We start from the raw sequence: 16,854 nt of genomic DNA on the forward strand, positions 1-16,854 counted from the left end.
TTAGTATGAATGATCTGCGATGTTTGGTAATGCTACTCGTTAAGTCTGGCTTCCAGTTCTGCTTTTTCCTTTTCGTAGCCCGGTTTGCCAAGCAGAGCGAACATGTTTTTCTTGTATGCTTCTACGCCCGGTTGGTCGAACGGGTTAACGCCCATCAGGTATCCGCTGATACCGCAGGCTTTTTCAAAGAAATAAACCAGGTAGCCGAAAGTATAAGGTGTTTGGTCCGGGATCGTGACGATCAGGTTCGGCACCTGTCCGTCTGTGTGCGCCAGCATAGTACCTTGGAAAGCCTTCTTGTTGACAAAATCCATTGTCTTGCCGGTCAGGAAGTTTAGACCGTCCAGATCGTCCGGATCATTCTCGATGGATACATGGTGCTGTACTTGATCCACCTGGATAACCGTTTCGAAGATGTTGCGGTTGCCCTCCTGAATAAATTGTCCCATGGAGTGCAGATCCGTGGAGAAATCAACAGAGGCAGGATAGATACCCTTGAAATCCTTGCCTTCGCTTTCGCCGTACAATTGCTTCCACCATTCGGATACAAAGTGCAGGGAAGGCTCGTAGTTGACTAGAATTTCCGTTGTTTTGCCTTTGCGGTACAAAGCGTTACGAACAGCAGCATATTGATAGCTTTGGTTCGTAGCCACATCCGGGTTGTTGAACTCGTCCGCTGCGGCTGCGGCCCCTTGCATCATTTCTTCAATGTTGATTCCCGCTACGGCGATTGGCAGAAGTCCTACTGGAGTCAGTACAGAATAACGTCCGCCTACATCGTCAGGGATAATGAACGACTCATAGCCTTCTTCATTTGCCAGCTTCTTGAGAGCGCCCTTCTCTTTGTCTGTAGTAGCGTAAATGCGTTTGCGTGCTTCTTCCTTGCCGTACTTCTTCTCCAGCGCTGCGCGGAAAATGCGGAAGGCGATGGCCGGCTCGGTGGTTGTTCCCGATTTGGAGATAACATTCACGGAGAAATCCTTGCCTTCTACCAGATCGAGCAAATGCGTGATGTACGTCGAGCTGATATTATTGCCGGCAAAATAAATTTCCGGTGTCTTGCGTTGATCCTTAGTAAGGTTATTGTAGAAGGAATGTGAGAGCGCCTCAATCGCTGCGCGTGCTCCCAGATAAGAGCCTCCGATACCGATAACGATAAGCACATCGGAATCGCTCTGGATCTTCTTGGCGGCCTGCTGGATGCGGGCGAACTCTTCCTTGTCATACGCGGTTGGCAGATCAATCCAGCCGAGGTAATCGGAGCCTGCGCCACTCTTGTTGTGGAGCTGCTCATGAGCCAGCTTCACCGGAGCGGCCAAATAATCAATCTCATGCTGGCTGAAGAAGGAAAGGGCTTTAGTGTAGTCAAAATTAATCTTTTTGGACATCGGTAATGGTAACCTCCTGTATATCTCTTTAGATTTGACACCGTTTGTTACAACTTTATAATAGGATACTTTAATTTTCCTTGACTGGCAAGGTCTTAGCGCACATCCCGGGCTTTAGGACCATGTTTTCGGAAGTTTCTTGGAAGCGCTTGCTGTGAGAACAAAAGCCCGGTTCTGTGGAACATGCCCGGATGCCGTGATAGAATGTAGAAAAGCATCCCTAAGGAAGCTGGACTAAGACAGCCCCGGTTCAAATTCTATTAGGTATCTCAAAGAGCGAAGGTGGAAATGGAATGAAACAGATCGGCTTTATCGGACTCGGAACAATGGGAGCGCCTATGGCTTCCAACCTGCTGCGCAGCGGGTTTCAGGTTACGGTGTACAATCGCACAGCGTCAAAAAGCGAGCCGCTGGCAGCGGAAGGCGCTAAAGTCGCCGCGACTCCGCAAAGTGCTGCTGAAGGCAAGGATGTTATTATTACCATGATCAGCAATGATGATTCAATCCGTGAAGTATTCTACGGCGATCACGGTATCCTGAACGCCATGAAGCCGGGAGCAGTTATTATTGATTCCAGCACCATTTCTCCCGGCTTGGTACGGGAAATTGCTGCGGCTGTAGAGGAACGCGGCGGTAAATTCCTGGACGCTCCTGTAACCGGCAGCAAACCGGCAGCCATTGAGGGTACACTGGTATTCATGGTCGGCGGCAATGCCTCAGTCATTGAGGAACACCGTGATATCTTCGACGCTATGGGCAGATTGTTGCTGCATATGGGCGAAAACGGCAGCGGAGCCGTTGCCAAGCTGGCTCATAACGCCATGGTCGGCATTCATAACGTCGCTCTGGCCGAAGGCTTCTCCATCGCTGTGAAATCCGGTGTCCCGGCAGACAAGTTCCTGGAGCTGGTGCAGAACGGCTCTGCAGGAAGCAAGCAGGCCGAGCTTAAAGGCCGCAAGATTATCGACGATGATTTCAGCAACCAGTTCTCCCTCGCGCTGATGCTGAAGGATCTGAAGCTGGCCTCCTCGCTCAGCGATTCTACAGGCGTTCCTTCACCAATGCTTGGCCTAGCCAAAAGCATGTTCCAAACCGGCTATAACCATGGCTATGGCGATGAAGACCTGTCTGCGGTGGTCAAAACCTATGAAGAATGGATTGGCCAGAAAATCGGGAATAACTCAAGCAAGGAATAGATGTTGGTGAGTCGTAACATGGGTCTGGTCGTAACTGCGGGGAATGTTTGGACTTCCGGCCGCTGTTGTCTGCAGATTTCTTGATTTTTACCGCTCTTCGCGGTGGAAATCCGCAGACAAAGGCGGACGCTACCGCTCCTCCAGTTCCAAACTTCCCCTCCGTCACTTCTGCCCTTTTTATATTTTCTTTTGTTCAACTTACTATAGGCGCGGCCGAAGCTTCCGGCTGCGTTTTTTATTGTGGATACAGGGCATATCCCCATGCAGGATTTCGCCGTTCTTCTCCGAAGAACTAATAGTGTGCTCAATTACATAAAATACCACAGAATACAAAGGAGGAAAAAATACATATGCTATCCATTCAGCTAGCTAACCCGGAGGACGCCTCCAGGTTAGCAGAGGTACAAAAAAGAACTTTTGATCACGACGCCCAGCAGTATCAGAACAAACTCGAAGACGGCCCTCCGGGATACGGATCAATTTCCTGGCAGAGTGATATGATGAAGTCCGGGCATTATTACAAGCTGCTTGAGGATGATGTTATTATCGGTGGAATGGTTCTCTTCCCTTCTGAGAACAAGGAAGAATTCCATCTGGGCCGCATCTACATCGACCCTAACTATCAGAACCGCGGCTACGGGCAGGAGGCCTTCCGTTTCCTGTTCAGCACCTTCTCCAGCGCGCAGAAATGGACGCTCGATACACCGTCATGGGCGGTAAGAAATCACTATTTCTACAAAAAGCATGGATTTGTCCAAATTGCAGAGGTCCTCGATACCCAAAGTGGCGAAACACTCTTTCAATATGAACGAATCACCGAAGAAGCTCGGCCTTAAGACCCAAGATTAACTCTGTTGAGCCACTCTCTTGCCATCACGCCCAGCAGCCGTTCCTGCTCCAAATGAAGATTGTGTCCGGCACGGTCCAATACGGCAAAAGTCGCGTGAGTGTATGTATCAAGCAGCTTCCAGGCGTCCTTATATCCTGTCATTGAATCCTGACGCCCAGTCAATATCAGGCTGGGCTTGTCAAAGGGAGGCAACGCATCTACATCAAAGCTGTAGGCATACCCGCCGTCCGCTCTTATTCGCTGCATGAAAGCTTCATCGGCGAGCTGCAAACCGCTAATGATCTCACGGCTGTACCGCTCCCATATCATTCTGGTTTGTACCACCGCAATTGAGGTGAACTCCTCCCTGTCCGCTGCACCAAGCTCCTTCAGCAATTCAGCATCGTACTCCATCACTTGGTGCGGCGGCAGCTCTCTCTGCGACGGTTCGGCAATGACGCAAGGACACAGCAGAAATACGCCATCCATTAATCCGGCATAGTTCCTCATTAGCCCTCTTGCCAGGTAGCCGCCATAGGATTGCCCTACAAGAATGAATCGTTCACCCGGAATCAGGGCTTCAATCATCATCTCCACGGCCCGCAGCATATCATCTGACGAGGTAATCCAATCTGCAGCAGGTGATCTCCCCATCCCCGGCAAGTCAACATATATTCTTCTATACCGGTCTTGCGGCAAAAACAAAGGCTCCATACAGCCCATCATCATCTGATGATCCGGACCGTTTCCGTGTATGATCAGCATTGGCCTTCCCTCTCCGGCCACTTCGTAATTAAAGGTTATGTATGAATCAGAATACAGCACAATTCCACTCCTCTCATAGCTAGCGGCCGAGGACATCCAAGCAACACTTGACTTACTTATAAACCCAAACCACAAACATTTGTTCTCATTTAGAATAGCAAACAAATCATGAAAGGGCAAGCTCTTTTTGGCATGCAGTACTACACAAAGAAGCCCCGCCACAAGGCGGGACCTCCCTAAGCAAGCTATTCTGGTGCTGATTACGGGGTACTTGTAGTATTTGCAGGTTCTGGCTGTATTTCCCCGGATATGTCATCATCTGTTGTCGTAGTTGGCACTGTTTCCTCTGTCGGCCACTTGAGTTCTGTCTTTCGTCCGTCAATCCACCAACTGCCGTTTGGAGTCGAGGCTAGCAGCCAGGTTCCCCATCTTCCCGATACCTGGACGGTTTGTGGAGCGAGAACGGTTACCTTAGGTGCGAAAGCATCCGGATATTTATAGGCGGGTGTGCTCACCTTCAATTCAGCAGTCGCCGTGATATCCTCGACGATTACCAGCTTTCCCGGTGAAGGATGAATCCACCCTAGTCCTTTATCCGCCTGAACCTGATACCAGTCACCCTTCTGTGCAATAACTTGAAGCTTCTGCGGCTGTAGATTCGTACCTCCGGCTGTGGCCCCTACTTGCGTATAGAGTTCCGTTCCAGCCAGCAGGCTCATGGATTGTTGAAGATACTGAAGCTTCTGCTTCTTCAGCCACAAGGAATAGGATTGCTTCGCGGAATAAAGCCCTACCTCCTTGTTCTCAGACCAGATCCGGTTGAACTGTCTTAACGGAACACTGCTCTCTCCGGCATAATTTGCGATTTCAATAGTAAATCCGGGACGGCCATACTCTTGAATGAACCAATCCTTATATCCGCCTCCCGAAGGGTTTTTCTCCGGATTCACAAGAGAGTAACCTGTCAGGTAGCCAATTGCCCGGGCCATGGATTTATCGCGGGCCAGATTGCTGTTCAAAGTATTAAAGTGCCAAAATATAATCTCCCCGGAGCTATGGTAGGAAATTGTAACCTCAGGATCAATCTTATGCGTAAAATCCATCATCATCTGCACTTCAGCAGCCTGCCCCGGCTTCTTGCCCTTATAATTCTGATACCAAGGATATGTAGTGGCATGCTTAATCGTATCCCATTTCGCCGGATATTGGCGGTTAAGGTCAATTCCCTGCATATTTGCTTTCCAGCGGGTAAAATTTGTGCTGTTTCCATTATATTGACGCAGCGTTTTGGCTAGATCCGCCGGCAATCCTGCCGTGCCTTGCTGGGATAAGGTTACACCGTCCGGATTTACCATCGGAACAATCCAAATGCTGACTTCATCCAGTAAACTGCGTACGTTATAGTCAGCGATTTTCCCATTGTTGTAATAGGTCTGAGCATAAATATCGATCATTTTCATCAGCAGTGAACTAGTCATCCATTCTCTGGCATGATGAGAACCGTTAAGAAACAGCACGGATTCTCCTCTGCCCAGCTTCACCGCCCACAACTGCCGTCCATATGCGGTCTGTCCCAAAGATTCATAAGATATAAGGTCGGGGTATTCCTTCGCTAATCTCTCAATATCCCTTTGCATTACCTTGTAGGAATATACCTGATTGGGGTTCACAATGTTTGCCGATGCCTGTACAGATCCCGGAGTTACAAATAACGATCCTAGCAACAAAAAACTTAAGAAAAATAGTATGTACTTATGTATTTCCTTGCTAAACGGTGACTTTTTCATCTTCCATCTCCCATTCTATCTGCCTTGAGGCGATTCTAGCCTCTCTAGTAGCTAGTGGAAGTATATGAAAATGTACCTATTATCGTCAATGATATTGTTTAGAAGATTCATTTTTTTATAGTATCGTTAGGTATTACGACTTAATAATGGAAGTTTAAGTAAATATAAAAAATATCCCGACAGCCGAAGCTGCCGGGACATCTCTTTGTTTGAATTACAAAACCGGGTAAGAACAGCAATAATCAGTTAAAGCGAATACTTCCAGCGCAAACTTGGAGTTTCCGGGAACGTGGAATGTTTCTGTTCCTTTAATTTCTTTCCACACGTCTGTTCCGGGAAGCAGCACCTTAAGATCACCCGACAGAATTTCCATAGTCTCGGGGCCTTCCGTGCCGAATTCATACACTCCAGGCAGCATAATGCCAAGCGTCACCTTGGTACCGTCCTGCAAAATAACCGTACGGCTGGTAACTTTTCCATCGTAGTAAATATTAGCTGCTTTTTGAATTGTTGCGTTGGTGAACTGACTCATGTGCTTAATTCTCCCCCTTGTCTTTGATTCCGTCTATTATAGCAGGGCTTTCACACGGCTGACTACATTTTCTACAGTGAAGCCATATTCTTTGATTACAGTATCGCCAGGTGCGGAAGCGCCGAACGTGGTGATGCCGAGGATGTCGCCTTGGTCGCCTGTGTAACGTTCCCAACCGAAGGTTTGCGCCATTTCGATAGCCAGACGCGCTTTGACTTCAGGCAGGATTACGGAATCACGGTAAGCTTTATCCTGTTTCTCGAACAGATCCCAGCTTGGCAAGCTGATAACACGGACATCAATACCTTCTTCGGCAAGCGCAGCTTGTGCTTTCACAGCCAGCTGAACCTCGGAGCCTGTAGCGATAATTTGTGCTTGCGGTGTACCGTTCTTGGAGTCGGAAACCACGTATCCGCCGCGTTTGATGTTCTCACGCACACCGTCTACGGTTCCTGCCAGGATCGGCAGGTTTTGACGGGTCAGTACCAGCGCTACCGGGTTTGCTGTATTTTCCATCGCATAAGCCCAGGCTGCAGAGGTTTCGTTGCCGTCAGCCGGACGGATGACAGTAAGGCCTGGAATAATGCGCAGGGAAGCCAGTTGTTCAATCGGCTCATGGGTAGGGCCGTCTTCACCGACAGCAATACTGTCATGCGTAAGCACATAGGTTACCGGCAGCTTCATGATAGAAGCCAGACGAACCGCTGGACGCAGGTAGTCCGTGAATACGAAGAAGGTACCGCCGAATACTTTGAGACCGCTGTGGAGGGCAATCCCGTTCATAGCCGCAGCCATACCAAACTCGCGTACGCCAAAATAAATGTTGCGACCGTCATAAGAATCCGGTGTGAACTGGGCCAAGCCATTCAGATGCGTCATTGTGGAGCTTTCCAGGTCAGCGGAACCGCCCACCAATTGTGGAACGCCGGCAGTGAGACCGTTCAGGGCATTACCGGAGGCAACACGTGTGGACAGGGCCTTGTCTTCAACTTTATAGAATGGGAGATTAGCATCCCAGCCTGCAGGAAGCCCGCCGTTCAATGCTGTTTCGAGCTGTGCCGCAAGCTCTGGGTAAGCCTTTTTGTAAGCAGCAAATTTTTCATTCCAAGCTTTGTTCGCTGCAATGCCTTTTTCCTTCACTTCAGCAAAAAGAGCCCGAACTTCGTCAGGTACATAGAAGTTTTCCTCGTATACCCATTTGTAGAAATTCTTCGTCAGCTTGGCTTCCTCAGCTCCCAGCGGGGACCCGTGAGTACCGCCATGACCGCCTTTACCCTGTTTGTTCGGGCTGCCGTAGCCGATGACTGTCTTCACTTCGATCAGTGTCGGTTTGCCGCTCTCGGCTTGTGCTTCAGCAATAGCTTTGCCGAGTGCAGGAAGATCATTGCCGTCTTCTACACGCAGAACCTGCCAGCCATAAGCTTCAAAACGTTTGGCTACATTCTCGGAGAACGCCAGATTCAGCTTGCCGTCCAAGGAAATATCATTCGAATCGTACATTACAATCAGTTTGCCGAGCTTTAGATGACCTGCAAGTGAAGCAGATTCGGAAGAAATTCCTTCCATCAAATCACCGTCGCCACAGATTGCGTACGTATAGTGGTCAATTACATTATGTCCATCCTTGTTGTAGGTAGCGCCAAGCTGAGCCTCAGCCATCGCCATCCCTACCGCCATACCAATCCCTTGTCCAAGCGGACCTGTAGTAGCATCAACACCTGCAGTATGGCCGAACTCCGGATGCCCCGGTGTCAGACTTCCCCATTGGCGGAATTGCTTCAATTCTTCCATCGGCAGATCATAGCCGCTAAGGTGCAGCAAGCCATACAGAAGCATCGAGCCATGTCCTGCGGACAGCACAAAACGGTCACGGTTAACCCAAGTCGGGTGGTCCGGGTTATGAGTCATCGTCTTAGCAAACAACTGGTAGCCCATCGGCGCTGAACCCATCGGCATTCCTGGATGTCCGGAATTCGCTTTTTCAATGGCATCAATTGCTAGTGTGCGGATCGTGGTTATGGCCAGATTGTCCACCGTAGAGTTTTCTTCTTTGTGGATCGCTTGATCTTTTGCCTGTTCAGTCATTAAAATAAGCCTCCTCTAAATCAAGAATGTCATTTTGACTATTATTGTATCACTAATGTGGAAGCATTATCAATTGTTTTTGTAAACCTGGCGTTCGAACAACTTATATTTTGCGTCTTGCAGCCAATTTATACATCATGATTCCAGAAAAATAACAGACCTTAGTCTTTTGCAAGCAGCGAAAAAAGCAGCCCTATCCTAGAAGAACAAGGCTGCCGCAGCACATATACCTGCATAGGTCCAGTCACCGACTTAGCCTTTGGTCCAGTTGCCGGATAAGACTAAAGTTTGTTTTGCAGCGCTGGAATATACAGTAAGATGGGGTTACTTCAGTGAAGAAAGGAATTTCACCGATGACTCCAAATAAAAATATCTACATCGTTCTTACCGGAACAGGAACTGCCTTTAGCGGACTCATAAAATGGTTCACCAAAGCCGAGCTCAATCACGCTTCAATTGCCTTTGACAGTGAACTGCGTGAAGTATACAGCTTCGGACGCAAAAAAGCATACAATCCTTTCGTGGCGGGTCTAATCCGCGAGGACTTTGTTCATCCTTTTTACAGCAGTGCGGACTGCGCAATCTATCAGCTCAGAGTAAGCAAAGCGGAATACGAGAAGATGTACAATCATGTGAAAGGCATGATGCAGCATCAGGACCGCTACAAATATCATCTGCTAGGCTTGATAGGCGTTCTGCTGAATGTAAAAATCGACCGGGAGGACGCTTATTTCTGCTCCCATTTTGTCGCCTCCGTGTTCGAAAAGTCCGCTGTTCATCCGGTAGCTAAGCCCTCTTGCTTCGTAACGCCGGAAGATTTCGCTTCCTCCCTGTACGCCCATAAAATCTTCAGCGGCAAGCTCTCCTACTACATGCGCAGAACCCACGGAATGACGGGATTGAACGAAGAAAGGACGGAAGAAGTTGTCTGAGAGACAGCCCCCTTCCTTTGCTGTGAATTCTTTATTTCACCCGGTGGCTCTGAAAATAGTCCGTCCAATCCCCCAAGATAGTCACCGTCACCGCATCTGTTTTGACGTTATATTCATTCCTCGCGGTAAAAGTAAATGTAACAGGACCATCAGGCAGCTTTTCAAAAGCAGGATCATACAGCTCGCCGGTCCAAATCGTCTTATTGCTGTCTGTTGGACTAAGGTTTGTAGTGTACCCTCCGGACATTGCCACTTCAATAGTATCCGGCAGACCTGTTGCATTCGCTTGAAGCACAAAACGTTCACCCGCCCAATATACGTTGTAGCCCCGCGGGCTTTCCGCATTCCCGCTTTTATTCAAATTGTAAGCCTGACGGTTTCCGTTCCATTCCGCCGTATGCTGAACTCCCCCCTTCACCGAGAGCAGATTCACCATGAAGTATTTACGCGGTGACACACTGCTCCAATTGAAGCCGTCGTACACCTCTACTTCCACTGCATACTTTTGGTTCTCCACCAAGGCGTTAGCTGGAATCTGCCATTGCTTGGCGCTTGAAGTTTGCTCGCCCGACTGCACCGTGACCGCTCCAGTTGTCAGGTTGATGATCCGCACTTTATACCGCTGCTGTTGATCTCCGTCTTCGTCCTGGTAATCCCATTTAATTACCGGCGTAAGCGTACTAGCTATTGTTGGACTTGCCTGGCTGGTGCTGGTTGGATATGTGATATTCAACGTTGGAGTACGGTTCACTACCGTAATGGTTTGAGTGAGCTCCCGGTACAATCCCAATGAATCCGTGACCACCTGCCGTAAGGTGAAAGTTCCATTTGTAGTAAATTGCTTGGTAAATGCACTCTGCGTGCTGATGAGCCCCTCCGTCCCATTTGAAGGCTTCAGGAAATATTGATGGGTGATGCTGTCACTTTTCGGCACATCCAGATCCGATGCTGTACTCTTTATCTGCATTACATCTGTCCGGTAGATCGGTACCGCTGAAGCATCGCGCCCGGTATCCGTGATTAGTGTAAATCCTGGTTTCGGCGGATTGTCGATAATGAAAGCCTTGTCGTTAGAAATATCAGACCAAGATTGTTTGGAAAACACTCGCCCATTTAGGTAAAAGTACTTGAACCGTTCAAAAGTTTTGTTCGGAACCTGATATTGTCTCAATATACCCGTTGGATCCGCATTTTCTACAGTATAAACCAACAAATCATCCTCTTTTGAGTAAAAGTCTAAATGGTACTGTTCCTGCTGGTCATTTTCAGGGTCAGAATAAGCCCATTTCACCAAAGGATCTCCTTGAAGCTCTGCGTCCAATACAGTCGGCGCGGTTAGTGTTCCTGCCGGAGAAGTTATGGTCATAGAAGGGGCAATATTCTTGTCCACTTTCACTTGAAGCACGGCAATATTCGATTTATCACCAATTTGATCAATGGCCCAATGCTCCAGTGTATACACTCCTGGTTCTAAGAAAGTAAGGGCTACGTTGGAAGTCCGGTAAGATCTAATGTCACCGTCCGCATTAGTTACCTTCCAATAGTAGGACAGAGAACTTTGATCAGACGTATCCTCATCCACATCATTGGAAGAGTATATTTGCGTATCAAATTGATGGACATTACTTTCCCCGTTTATAGCTGCCACTGGAACATGATTTTTTACAACAAAAGTACGTGTGGCGTTTGAACTCAGTGTTCCGTCTGAAGCAGTCAACCGCATTTCCCAGCCTTCTGAGATTGCTTGCTTCGGTGAAATACCATTTCTATTAATCAGATCCCGTATAGTCAGGGATTGATAGCGGTTGTTGCCTGACCAGTAATACGGGCTGTTGTTAATTCGTGCATTCCAGATATATGTGAGTGCATCACCATCTGCGTCCGGATCAGGTGTTTGGTTATCCAGGGCTATCACTGTGTCTCTATACACTTCATTTGGCATGTTAAATGCAGCGACAGGTGGATGGTTTACTACCTTTACGTTTTGGCTGTAGTTCTCGGACCATGATCCCCGATTGTCGCGGACCTGTAAGCTAATTTGATAATCCCCTATCCCATATCCTGCGATATTAGGCGGTGTATTCGCCGCGCCATAATGCGTCCATACCGTGTTCCATCCATCCTTAACCACACTCCATTTGTATGTATCCAGTGGGTCATTGTCCGGATCAAAGGATTTATCTATAATCGTCGTGGCCTTACGGTACGACACTATACTGGGATTAACAGTGAACATAGCGACAGGCGGCAAGTTCCCTCCAGCAGTCCCAACTGTGCGTTGGCACCAGTCTGACCAGGCCCCAAGTCCATCATTTCCGTCTATATCCCGAACGCGTAAACGTATATCATAATTATCTGTTGCCGATACAGCTCCAGGCTTCCCGTCTACCCACATAGTCTCTGTCGTTTTTTTATACTGCCATTGCCACTGACTAAGCCCTTTATCGTCACTGGAGACATGATCCAAGTCGTAGGAACTGTCAATGAGCTGCACGGTAGAGCCAACCAGCTTCGCGGCAAAAAGTGCAATAGGCTTCCGGTGTACTTGAAAACTCATGGTAGAAGCTGCATCCCTACTCCACATCTGATATTCCGAAAATGCGGCATCCGCTTTGGGATTGTCTTTGGCCTGATACGTCACTACATATTCGCCCGTATACGGAAATGAACTGTATAATTGAGTCCTCCATAATCCGGAATCATTGATTATACCCATTGGATTTTCAAAATAGTTCGGATCATGATCATATCTTACACGCTCTGCATATTTAGGATCACTTTCATAGTCTTTATAGGTTGTCCCGCTGTTCTCTATAGGCGTGTTTACCAAGACATACGCATTTCGCTTCAGCCTAATCCTGACTTTTACAGTCATTGAAGTAGAAGCAGACATATTAGACGGATCAGCAACCTTTACATTGATCGTGTAGTCTCCCGGAGGAATAGAATCCGCAATTACATCAATGGGTATCGTGAACGGTTGATAGCTTTTCGTCTGCCTGACCACCGTTTTTTTGTAGAACACGTTTGGTATTTCCGCACTCACGATCAGATCATCATTGTCCGGGTCATGAACATACCCTTCGATATTCATCGTGTTCCGCCCTGGTTCATTCTGTAGCACTTGATCGTTAGGTGAATTCAAACTAATCGTCGGCGGTCCGTTTTCTACCAAGGGAATGACAAAGTTCATCGTATGGCCTATCATGGGGGAACCAAATCCATATTCTGCACCTACTCTCCATGAATCCTGTTTGCCTGCTGTCCAAGCAAGTCTGACAAAAAAAGCCATAGGATTTCTACCGGCAACAACATTATGTCGTGTACCGAGACTGTCGCCTGTAGCGTATGGAACATCCGTAGCTAAATTAAAAGATGTGGCAAAGCTGGCGTCGGAGAACGGACCCTGGAACCAGTGATTATCTAACAGAGTAGCAACCATTGTGGGGTGACCCATATAATAGTTTGTGGGACAAGCATAAAAGTCCAAACTATCAGGATACTTCAGCGGATATTCATCGTCTCCCACTACCCCTATACAAAATTGCAATTCCTCTACTCGTACATCATTTGAATTACTAGGTGCATCCAAGGTCGTATTCGTTGTAAACTTTGCATCTGGATTAAGATCATACGTGATTTTTCTTGTTGTTTTGTCGTATTTTATATTGGAGAAGGTTATCGTATTGGTACTACCCGTTGTTGTTCCTCCATAGGGACTGTTAAAGGTGGATTGTGATGCAGGAATGGTAATGTTTTTGTAATTGATAATATTCGGATTATCACTCGTTGCATATGCTGTTTCGGTAAAATCATTTACCTCAGAAAGAAGACTGAACAGCATTATAAATGACATCATAGTAAATAATATTCTCTTAAGTCGTACCATCATGTTCACCCCTTACCAAGACCAGTCAACCTCTGGCCCGCGATTCTTCACTTCAACAATTCGCTCTGATTGCGCCTGCCCATCCGAATTTGTTGATCTGCGATCATTTTCCGTAACAAATTCCTCTATAGTCGGCTGGCCAAACTCCTCAAAAACGGTTAACCGGACCTCATATTTTCCAACCTCACTTACTTCCAGGTTCAGGCGGTCCTTATTTTCATTGCTGAATATTACCCACGGCTCGTTGTTAAAATTACCATCATTATTGGAATCATAGCGATACTCCCATAGCCGCCGGCCAATGACATCTTTATCCGGGGAATAAGACATATCATCTATTGCAATAAGTGCTTTATTACCATTGTCTGGACTTCGATATGCTACTCCTACCAACGAGAAGTAATTAACCGGCGCTTCATCCGGAACAATATCAAACATGATGGAATCACTTGAAGAATATCCCAGCGTGTTCTCCACATAAATAGCTGCTTTGTACTTCCCTGGCTTCTTGAACAGTATATCTTTTGTTTCAAAGTCTCCTAATGTACCCTTGTACTTGATATCTGCATTCGTTCCTCCAGAAAGAGCAGTTATGTATACATACGTTTTCTCAGGAATCAATGGAAACCGGGTTGGACTTGTACTGCTGTTCCTTAGAATAACTTTACGGTTTTGCTTCAACGTTCCCTCTACCCTTAAACTGGCCTCTGGTTCCGGCTTGATGACTTTGATCTTCGTACTTGTGCTGCCGAACTGCAAATCGTTATCGACTACGGTTAAAGAGATGTCGAAGGTTTTTCCTACTTGCGCTTGGGTGTACCACGTGGTTCCCTTGGCCGTATTCCCGATTTTCTCCTGTGCACCAGGAGTATCCCACCAGTAATCTTTAATGAATCCATCCGGGTCATGCGATAAGGAGCCGTCAATCAGCGCATCGTCACCAGCTTTAATTTCACTTGGGGCGTTGATTACAGCAACTGGCGGCTTTCCGATTGGTGCTGGGGGCTGGGGAACAGGGGGAAAAGTGACTTCCGGTTTGTTTTTATACACGCCAGCCGCAGTACTTAACTTCTCCTCTAGTGAGTCAATCTCTCCCGTCTTTGTAACGATCTTTTTATTAAATCGAACCACAACTGTTAAATCGTAATCCTGCGTAAAGTTTTCGCCTGTTACCTCTGTCAGCATAATCTTAAAGTCGAAGCTCTTACCTGCAGTGAATGTTTTCGCAGCTTCCTTTTTGATCTGAAGTGTTTCGTTTTTATCCTTTTTTTTCGCGTAAAATAACCATTCTCTGATGTTAGACGAATCTGTGTACCCTTGCAGTTCCCCTTTTACAGAAATTTGAACAGGCATGTCCGTATTTCCTAGTTTGGCTGGATTGGGATTTGGTTTGTCTAACGTTACCGTCCCGACTAGAGTAGGTTCAGTCGGGAGTTTATAGTCGAAAGTGACGTTTCCGCTATATTTGTAAGTAGTTACGTTGGCGGAGGCGGTGAAGTAATATTCCAAATCTATTCTGTAACGTCTGCCTGTAGCCCACCCTCCTTTAAAACTATCAGGGACTTCCTCGGGCACATAATTTTTTGAAGCAGAATCCGTCATGTAAGAAATAATAAATTGATTGCCATTTACGATATTATGATTAACATACGTCGGTGGCAACGATTTTGTGAAGACAATTAATTGAACAGAAGACTCAATGATATTAGTAGGATCTATAACATTATTAACGTCCTTGTTATACCACTTGACTCCATCTCTAATTACAGGCGATTGAGTTACTATTTTCATGTCCGGAGGATCATTTCTTGGAGCACCTGTTCCTTGTCCATTTATGTCCTTATGTTTCTGAGAGTTAGTATTAGTATCCCATTCATTAATTTGCCAGCGAACTCCATCTGAATATCTCCAAATTGAATTCCCGGGACTTGTTTTGAACTTAGTCTCCCACGAAGAATGATACCCTAGAACGTTATCTATTCTCTGCTTAGCTTCCACACCTTTTAATGTCACTTTCACTTTTCCGTTTTCTATGGATAGAGCTACTTTTTGATTAATGCCATTATATTTTAGCGATGAAGCATTGATGGAAGAACTAGAAACTCCACTAGGCAAAGTTAAATAGTATGTCTGCTGGCTATTAGTTGATCCAGTAAGTATTTCCGTCGGTATGGATATTGTTTTATTCTGCGAGTCAGCAGCCTTCATAGAATTCGGGAGATTAGGTAATAGGAAAATGACAATAAGCAGTATGATATAGATTTTCTTCATCTTTACTTACTCTCCTGGACGCTTAACAATGAACTTTTCATCAAACCCACCACCAACAAAAGTACGAATTACTACATTTGTTGGATTTTCCATAGCGCCATACATTTGATATGTAGTCAGTTTCTGACCAGGATTTAAAACCCATGTGTATAGAGCTTATTTGTTGTTTTTTTCATTCATTACATTTCCAGGAGTAGGTGTAGAAAGTGAGTAATCATTAAAACTCAAAGACCATTTCGGCATCAAATCCCTGGCCCCCCATTGGATAACCTTTTTACTCTTATTTTCAATTGTGATTTTTGTCCAAACCATATATTTAGTTGGCTCTCTATAGATTTTATCTGAATAACCATACTTCTTCATCAACGCCTGAGCATCCTTAGACTTCACATCATAAATCATCAGCTTTTCCAACGTATAGCTAAACCCTCCGGATGTAACAGTCACTGGTAACTCAACAGCCTTTTTCAATCCATACTTCGAAAGGTTATCCCGCATAACCGGCGCAGCAGTCGCCGAAGGAGAAGTCCCAGCAGCGTGCGAGACACTTCCCTGTCCTACCACTGCACCAAGTAACATCGTTGCTGCCAAAATTGATTTCATCATTATTGTTTTTTTCATGTTCGAGTTCTCCCTAATAGTTAGTATTTGACTGCTCAATCTCTTAATCATTCATCTTGTACTCCTGCACTGCTGGCACGACGATAGCCTCCTGCACCTTTGCGCGCGAGATGAGTACCGGGTGGGCCGTCTCGATGACGGCAATAACGGAAGGGCCTTGTATGTATTTGGTAATGCCATACTTGCTGTCCTCATAGAGAAAAGGAAAAGCAACTCCGCTAGTTTGATCGACAATATCGAACTTAACGATTTTAACTTGAGTTTGGAGCCTGCTGCCTGCCAGGGGGGACAGGCCGTCGTCCAGTCCCAGATTAGCCTGAAGGGATTGCCGGAAGACGGCAAAAGCTTCAGCCGGGTCAATAATCAGACGGCCTTGTGCCCGTGCGGCTTCATTCAGCTCCTGTGATGCATCGTGTACAGCAATGTTATTGGCATCCTTCAGCATGCTGCGCAGCGTGTCCCACTCCTGATTTTGAATCTGAAAAAACCAGGAGTAGACGAAGATCAATAGAACAAACGCCAGCTTAATAATATAATCCATAGATTCGGTTCATCCCTT

Annotated in this window: 12 protein-coding genes; 3 read left to right on the forward strand and 9 right to left on the reverse strand. The window is 46.6% G+C overall.

Features of this window, described 5'->3' with window-relative positions; all coding sequences use genetic code 11:
* Window positions 1-32: 32 nt before the first annotated feature.
* Entirely contained in the window at window positions 33-1,388 is a 1,356-nt protein-coding gene (locus AC0LWN_RS15435; RefSeq protein WP_019912914.1) for a glucose-6-phosphate isomerase, read from the reverse strand.
* A gap of 293 nt (window positions 1,389-1,681) precedes the next feature.
* Here AC0LWN_RS15435 and AC0LWN_RS15440 point away from each other — a divergent pair, with 293 nt between their 5' ends.
* The gene (locus AC0LWN_RS15440; RefSeq protein WP_474666759.1) at window positions 1,682-2,584 is read left to right on the forward strand and encodes an NAD(P)-dependent oxidoreductase; all 903 of its coding nucleotides are present in this window, start codon (window positions 1,682-1,684) and stop codon (window positions 2,582-2,584) included.
* Window positions 2,585-2,934: 350 nt separating this feature from the next.
* Window positions 2,935-3,420, forward strand: coding sequence for a GNAT family N-acetyltransferase (locus AC0LWN_RS15445; protein WP_474666761.1), 486 nt, complete (start codon window positions 2,935-2,937; stop codon window positions 3,418-3,420).
* Here AC0LWN_RS15445 and AC0LWN_RS15450 read toward each other — a convergent pair.
* The 4 genes from AC0LWN_RS15450 to tkt all read right to left on the reverse strand — a co-directional run bounded on the left by AC0LWN_RS15450 (window position 3,417) and on the right by tkt (window position 8,582).
* Window positions 3,417-4,178 carry an alpha/beta fold hydrolase gene (locus AC0LWN_RS15450; protein ID WP_474666763.1) on the reverse strand — a complete coding sequence of 254 codons (762 nt, stop codon included), beginning with the start codon at window positions 4,176-4,178 and terminating at the stop codon, window positions 3,417-3,419. The genes AC0LWN_RS15445 and AC0LWN_RS15450 overlap by 4 nt on opposite strands.
* A 260-nt stretch (window positions 4,179-4,438) precedes the next feature.
* Window positions 4,439-5,965 (reverse strand): M14 family zinc carboxypeptidase, encoded by a 1,527-nt coding sequence (locus tag AC0LWN_RS15455; RefSeq protein ID WP_474666765.1) that lies wholly within the window; start codon window positions 5,963-5,965, stop codon window positions 4,439-4,441.
* A 214-nt stretch (window positions 5,966-6,179) separates the two neighbouring features.
* Window positions 6,180-6,497: a pyrimidine/purine nucleoside phosphorylase gene (ppnP, locus tag AC0LWN_RS15460; protein ID WP_458964510.1), complete on the reverse strand. Its 318-nt coding sequence runs from the start codon at window positions 6,495-6,497 to the stop codon at window positions 6,180-6,182.
* 36 nt (window positions 6,498-6,533) lie between these two features.
* On the reverse strand, window positions 6,534-8,582 hold the full coding sequence (tkt, locus tag AC0LWN_RS15465) for a transketolase (protein WP_474666767.1): 2,049 nt from the start codon (window positions 8,580-8,582) through the stop codon (window positions 6,534-6,536).
* Between the two features lie 332 nt (window positions 8,583-8,914).
* Between tkt and AC0LWN_RS15470 the strand changes: the two genes are divergently transcribed.
* The gene (locus AC0LWN_RS15470; protein WP_458964512.1) at window positions 8,915-9,514 is read left to right on the forward strand and encodes a hypothetical protein; all 600 of its coding nucleotides are present in this window, start codon (window positions 8,915-8,917) and stop codon (window positions 9,512-9,514) included.
* Between the two features lie 31 nt (window positions 9,515-9,545).
* Here the strand turns inward: AC0LWN_RS15470 and AC0LWN_RS15475 are convergent, their stop codons facing one another.
* The 4 genes from AC0LWN_RS15475 to AC0LWN_RS15490 form a co-directional block, all read right to left on the reverse strand.
* Complete coding sequence (locus AC0LWN_RS15475; protein ID WP_474666770.1) at window positions 9,546-13,406, reverse strand: glycoside hydrolase family 78 protein; 3,861 nt, start codon at window positions 13,404-13,406, stop codon at window positions 9,546-9,548.
* A 9-nt stretch (window positions 13,407-13,415) separates the two neighbouring features.
* Window positions 13,416-15,674: a hypothetical protein gene (locus tag AC0LWN_RS15480; RefSeq protein ID WP_474666772.1), complete on the reverse strand. Its 2,259-nt coding sequence runs from the start codon at window positions 15,672-15,674 to the stop codon at window positions 13,416-13,418.
* Between the two features lie 156 nt (window positions 15,675-15,830).
* Window positions 15,831-16,295 (reverse strand): hypothetical protein, encoded by a 465-nt coding sequence (locus AC0LWN_RS15485; protein ID WP_474666774.1) that lies wholly within the window; start codon window positions 16,293-16,295, stop codon window positions 15,831-15,833.
* A 43-nt stretch (window positions 16,296-16,338) separates the two neighbouring features.
* The gene (locus AC0LWN_RS15490; protein WP_474666776.1) at window positions 16,339-16,836 is read right to left on the reverse strand and encodes a hypothetical protein; all 498 of its coding nucleotides are present in this window, start codon (window positions 16,834-16,836) and stop codon (window positions 16,339-16,341) included.
* Between the last annotated feature and the right edge of the window lie 18 nt (window positions 16,837-16,854).

Source organism: Paenibacillus sp. sgz302115, assembly GCF_056120445.1.

What these genes read in the sequence shown, in the direction of transcription:
- AC0LWN_RS15435 (WP_019912914.1), bottom strand. Translation starts at nt 1,388, where the DNA reads ATGTCCAAAAAGATTAATTTTGACTACACTAAAGCCCTTTCCTTCTTC.
- AC0LWN_RS15440 (WP_474666759.1), top strand. Translation starts at nt 1,682, where the DNA reads ATGAAACAGATCGGCTTTATCGGACTCGGAACAATGGGAGCGCCTATG.
- AC0LWN_RS15445 (WP_474666761.1), top strand. Translation starts at nt 2,935, where the DNA reads ATGCTATCCATTCAGCTAGCTAACCCGGAGGACGCCTCCAGGTTAGCA.
- AC0LWN_RS15450 (WP_474666763.1), bottom strand. Translation starts at nt 4,178, where the DNA reads ATGCTGATCATACACGGAAACGGTCCGGATCATCAGATGATGATGGGC.
- AC0LWN_RS15455 (WP_474666765.1), bottom strand. Translation starts at nt 5,965, where the DNA reads ATGAAAAAGTCACCGTTTAGCAAGGAAATACATAAGTACATACTATTT.
- ppnP (WP_458964510.1), bottom strand. Translation starts at nt 6,497, where the DNA reads ATGAGTCAGTTCACCAACGCAACAATTCAAAAAGCAGCTAATATTTAC.
- tkt (WP_474666767.1), bottom strand. Translation starts at nt 8,582, where the DNA reads ATGACTGAACAGGCAAAAGATCAAGCGATCCACAAAGAAGAAAACTCT.
- AC0LWN_RS15475 (WP_474666770.1), bottom strand. Translation starts at nt 13,406, where the DNA reads ATGATGGTACGACTTAAGAGAATATTATTTACTATGATGTCATTTATA.
- AC0LWN_RS15480 (WP_474666772.1), bottom strand. Translation starts at nt 15,674, where the DNA reads ATGAAGAAAATCTATATCATACTGCTTATTGTCATTTTCCTATTACCT.
- AC0LWN_RS15485 (WP_474666774.1), bottom strand. Translation starts at nt 16,295, where the DNA reads ATGAAAAAAACAATAATGATGAAATCAATTTTGGCAGCAACGATGTTA.
- AC0LWN_RS15490 (WP_474666776.1), bottom strand. Translation starts at nt 16,836, where the DNA reads ATGGATTATATTATTAAGCTGGCGTTTGTTCTATTGATCTTCGTCTAC.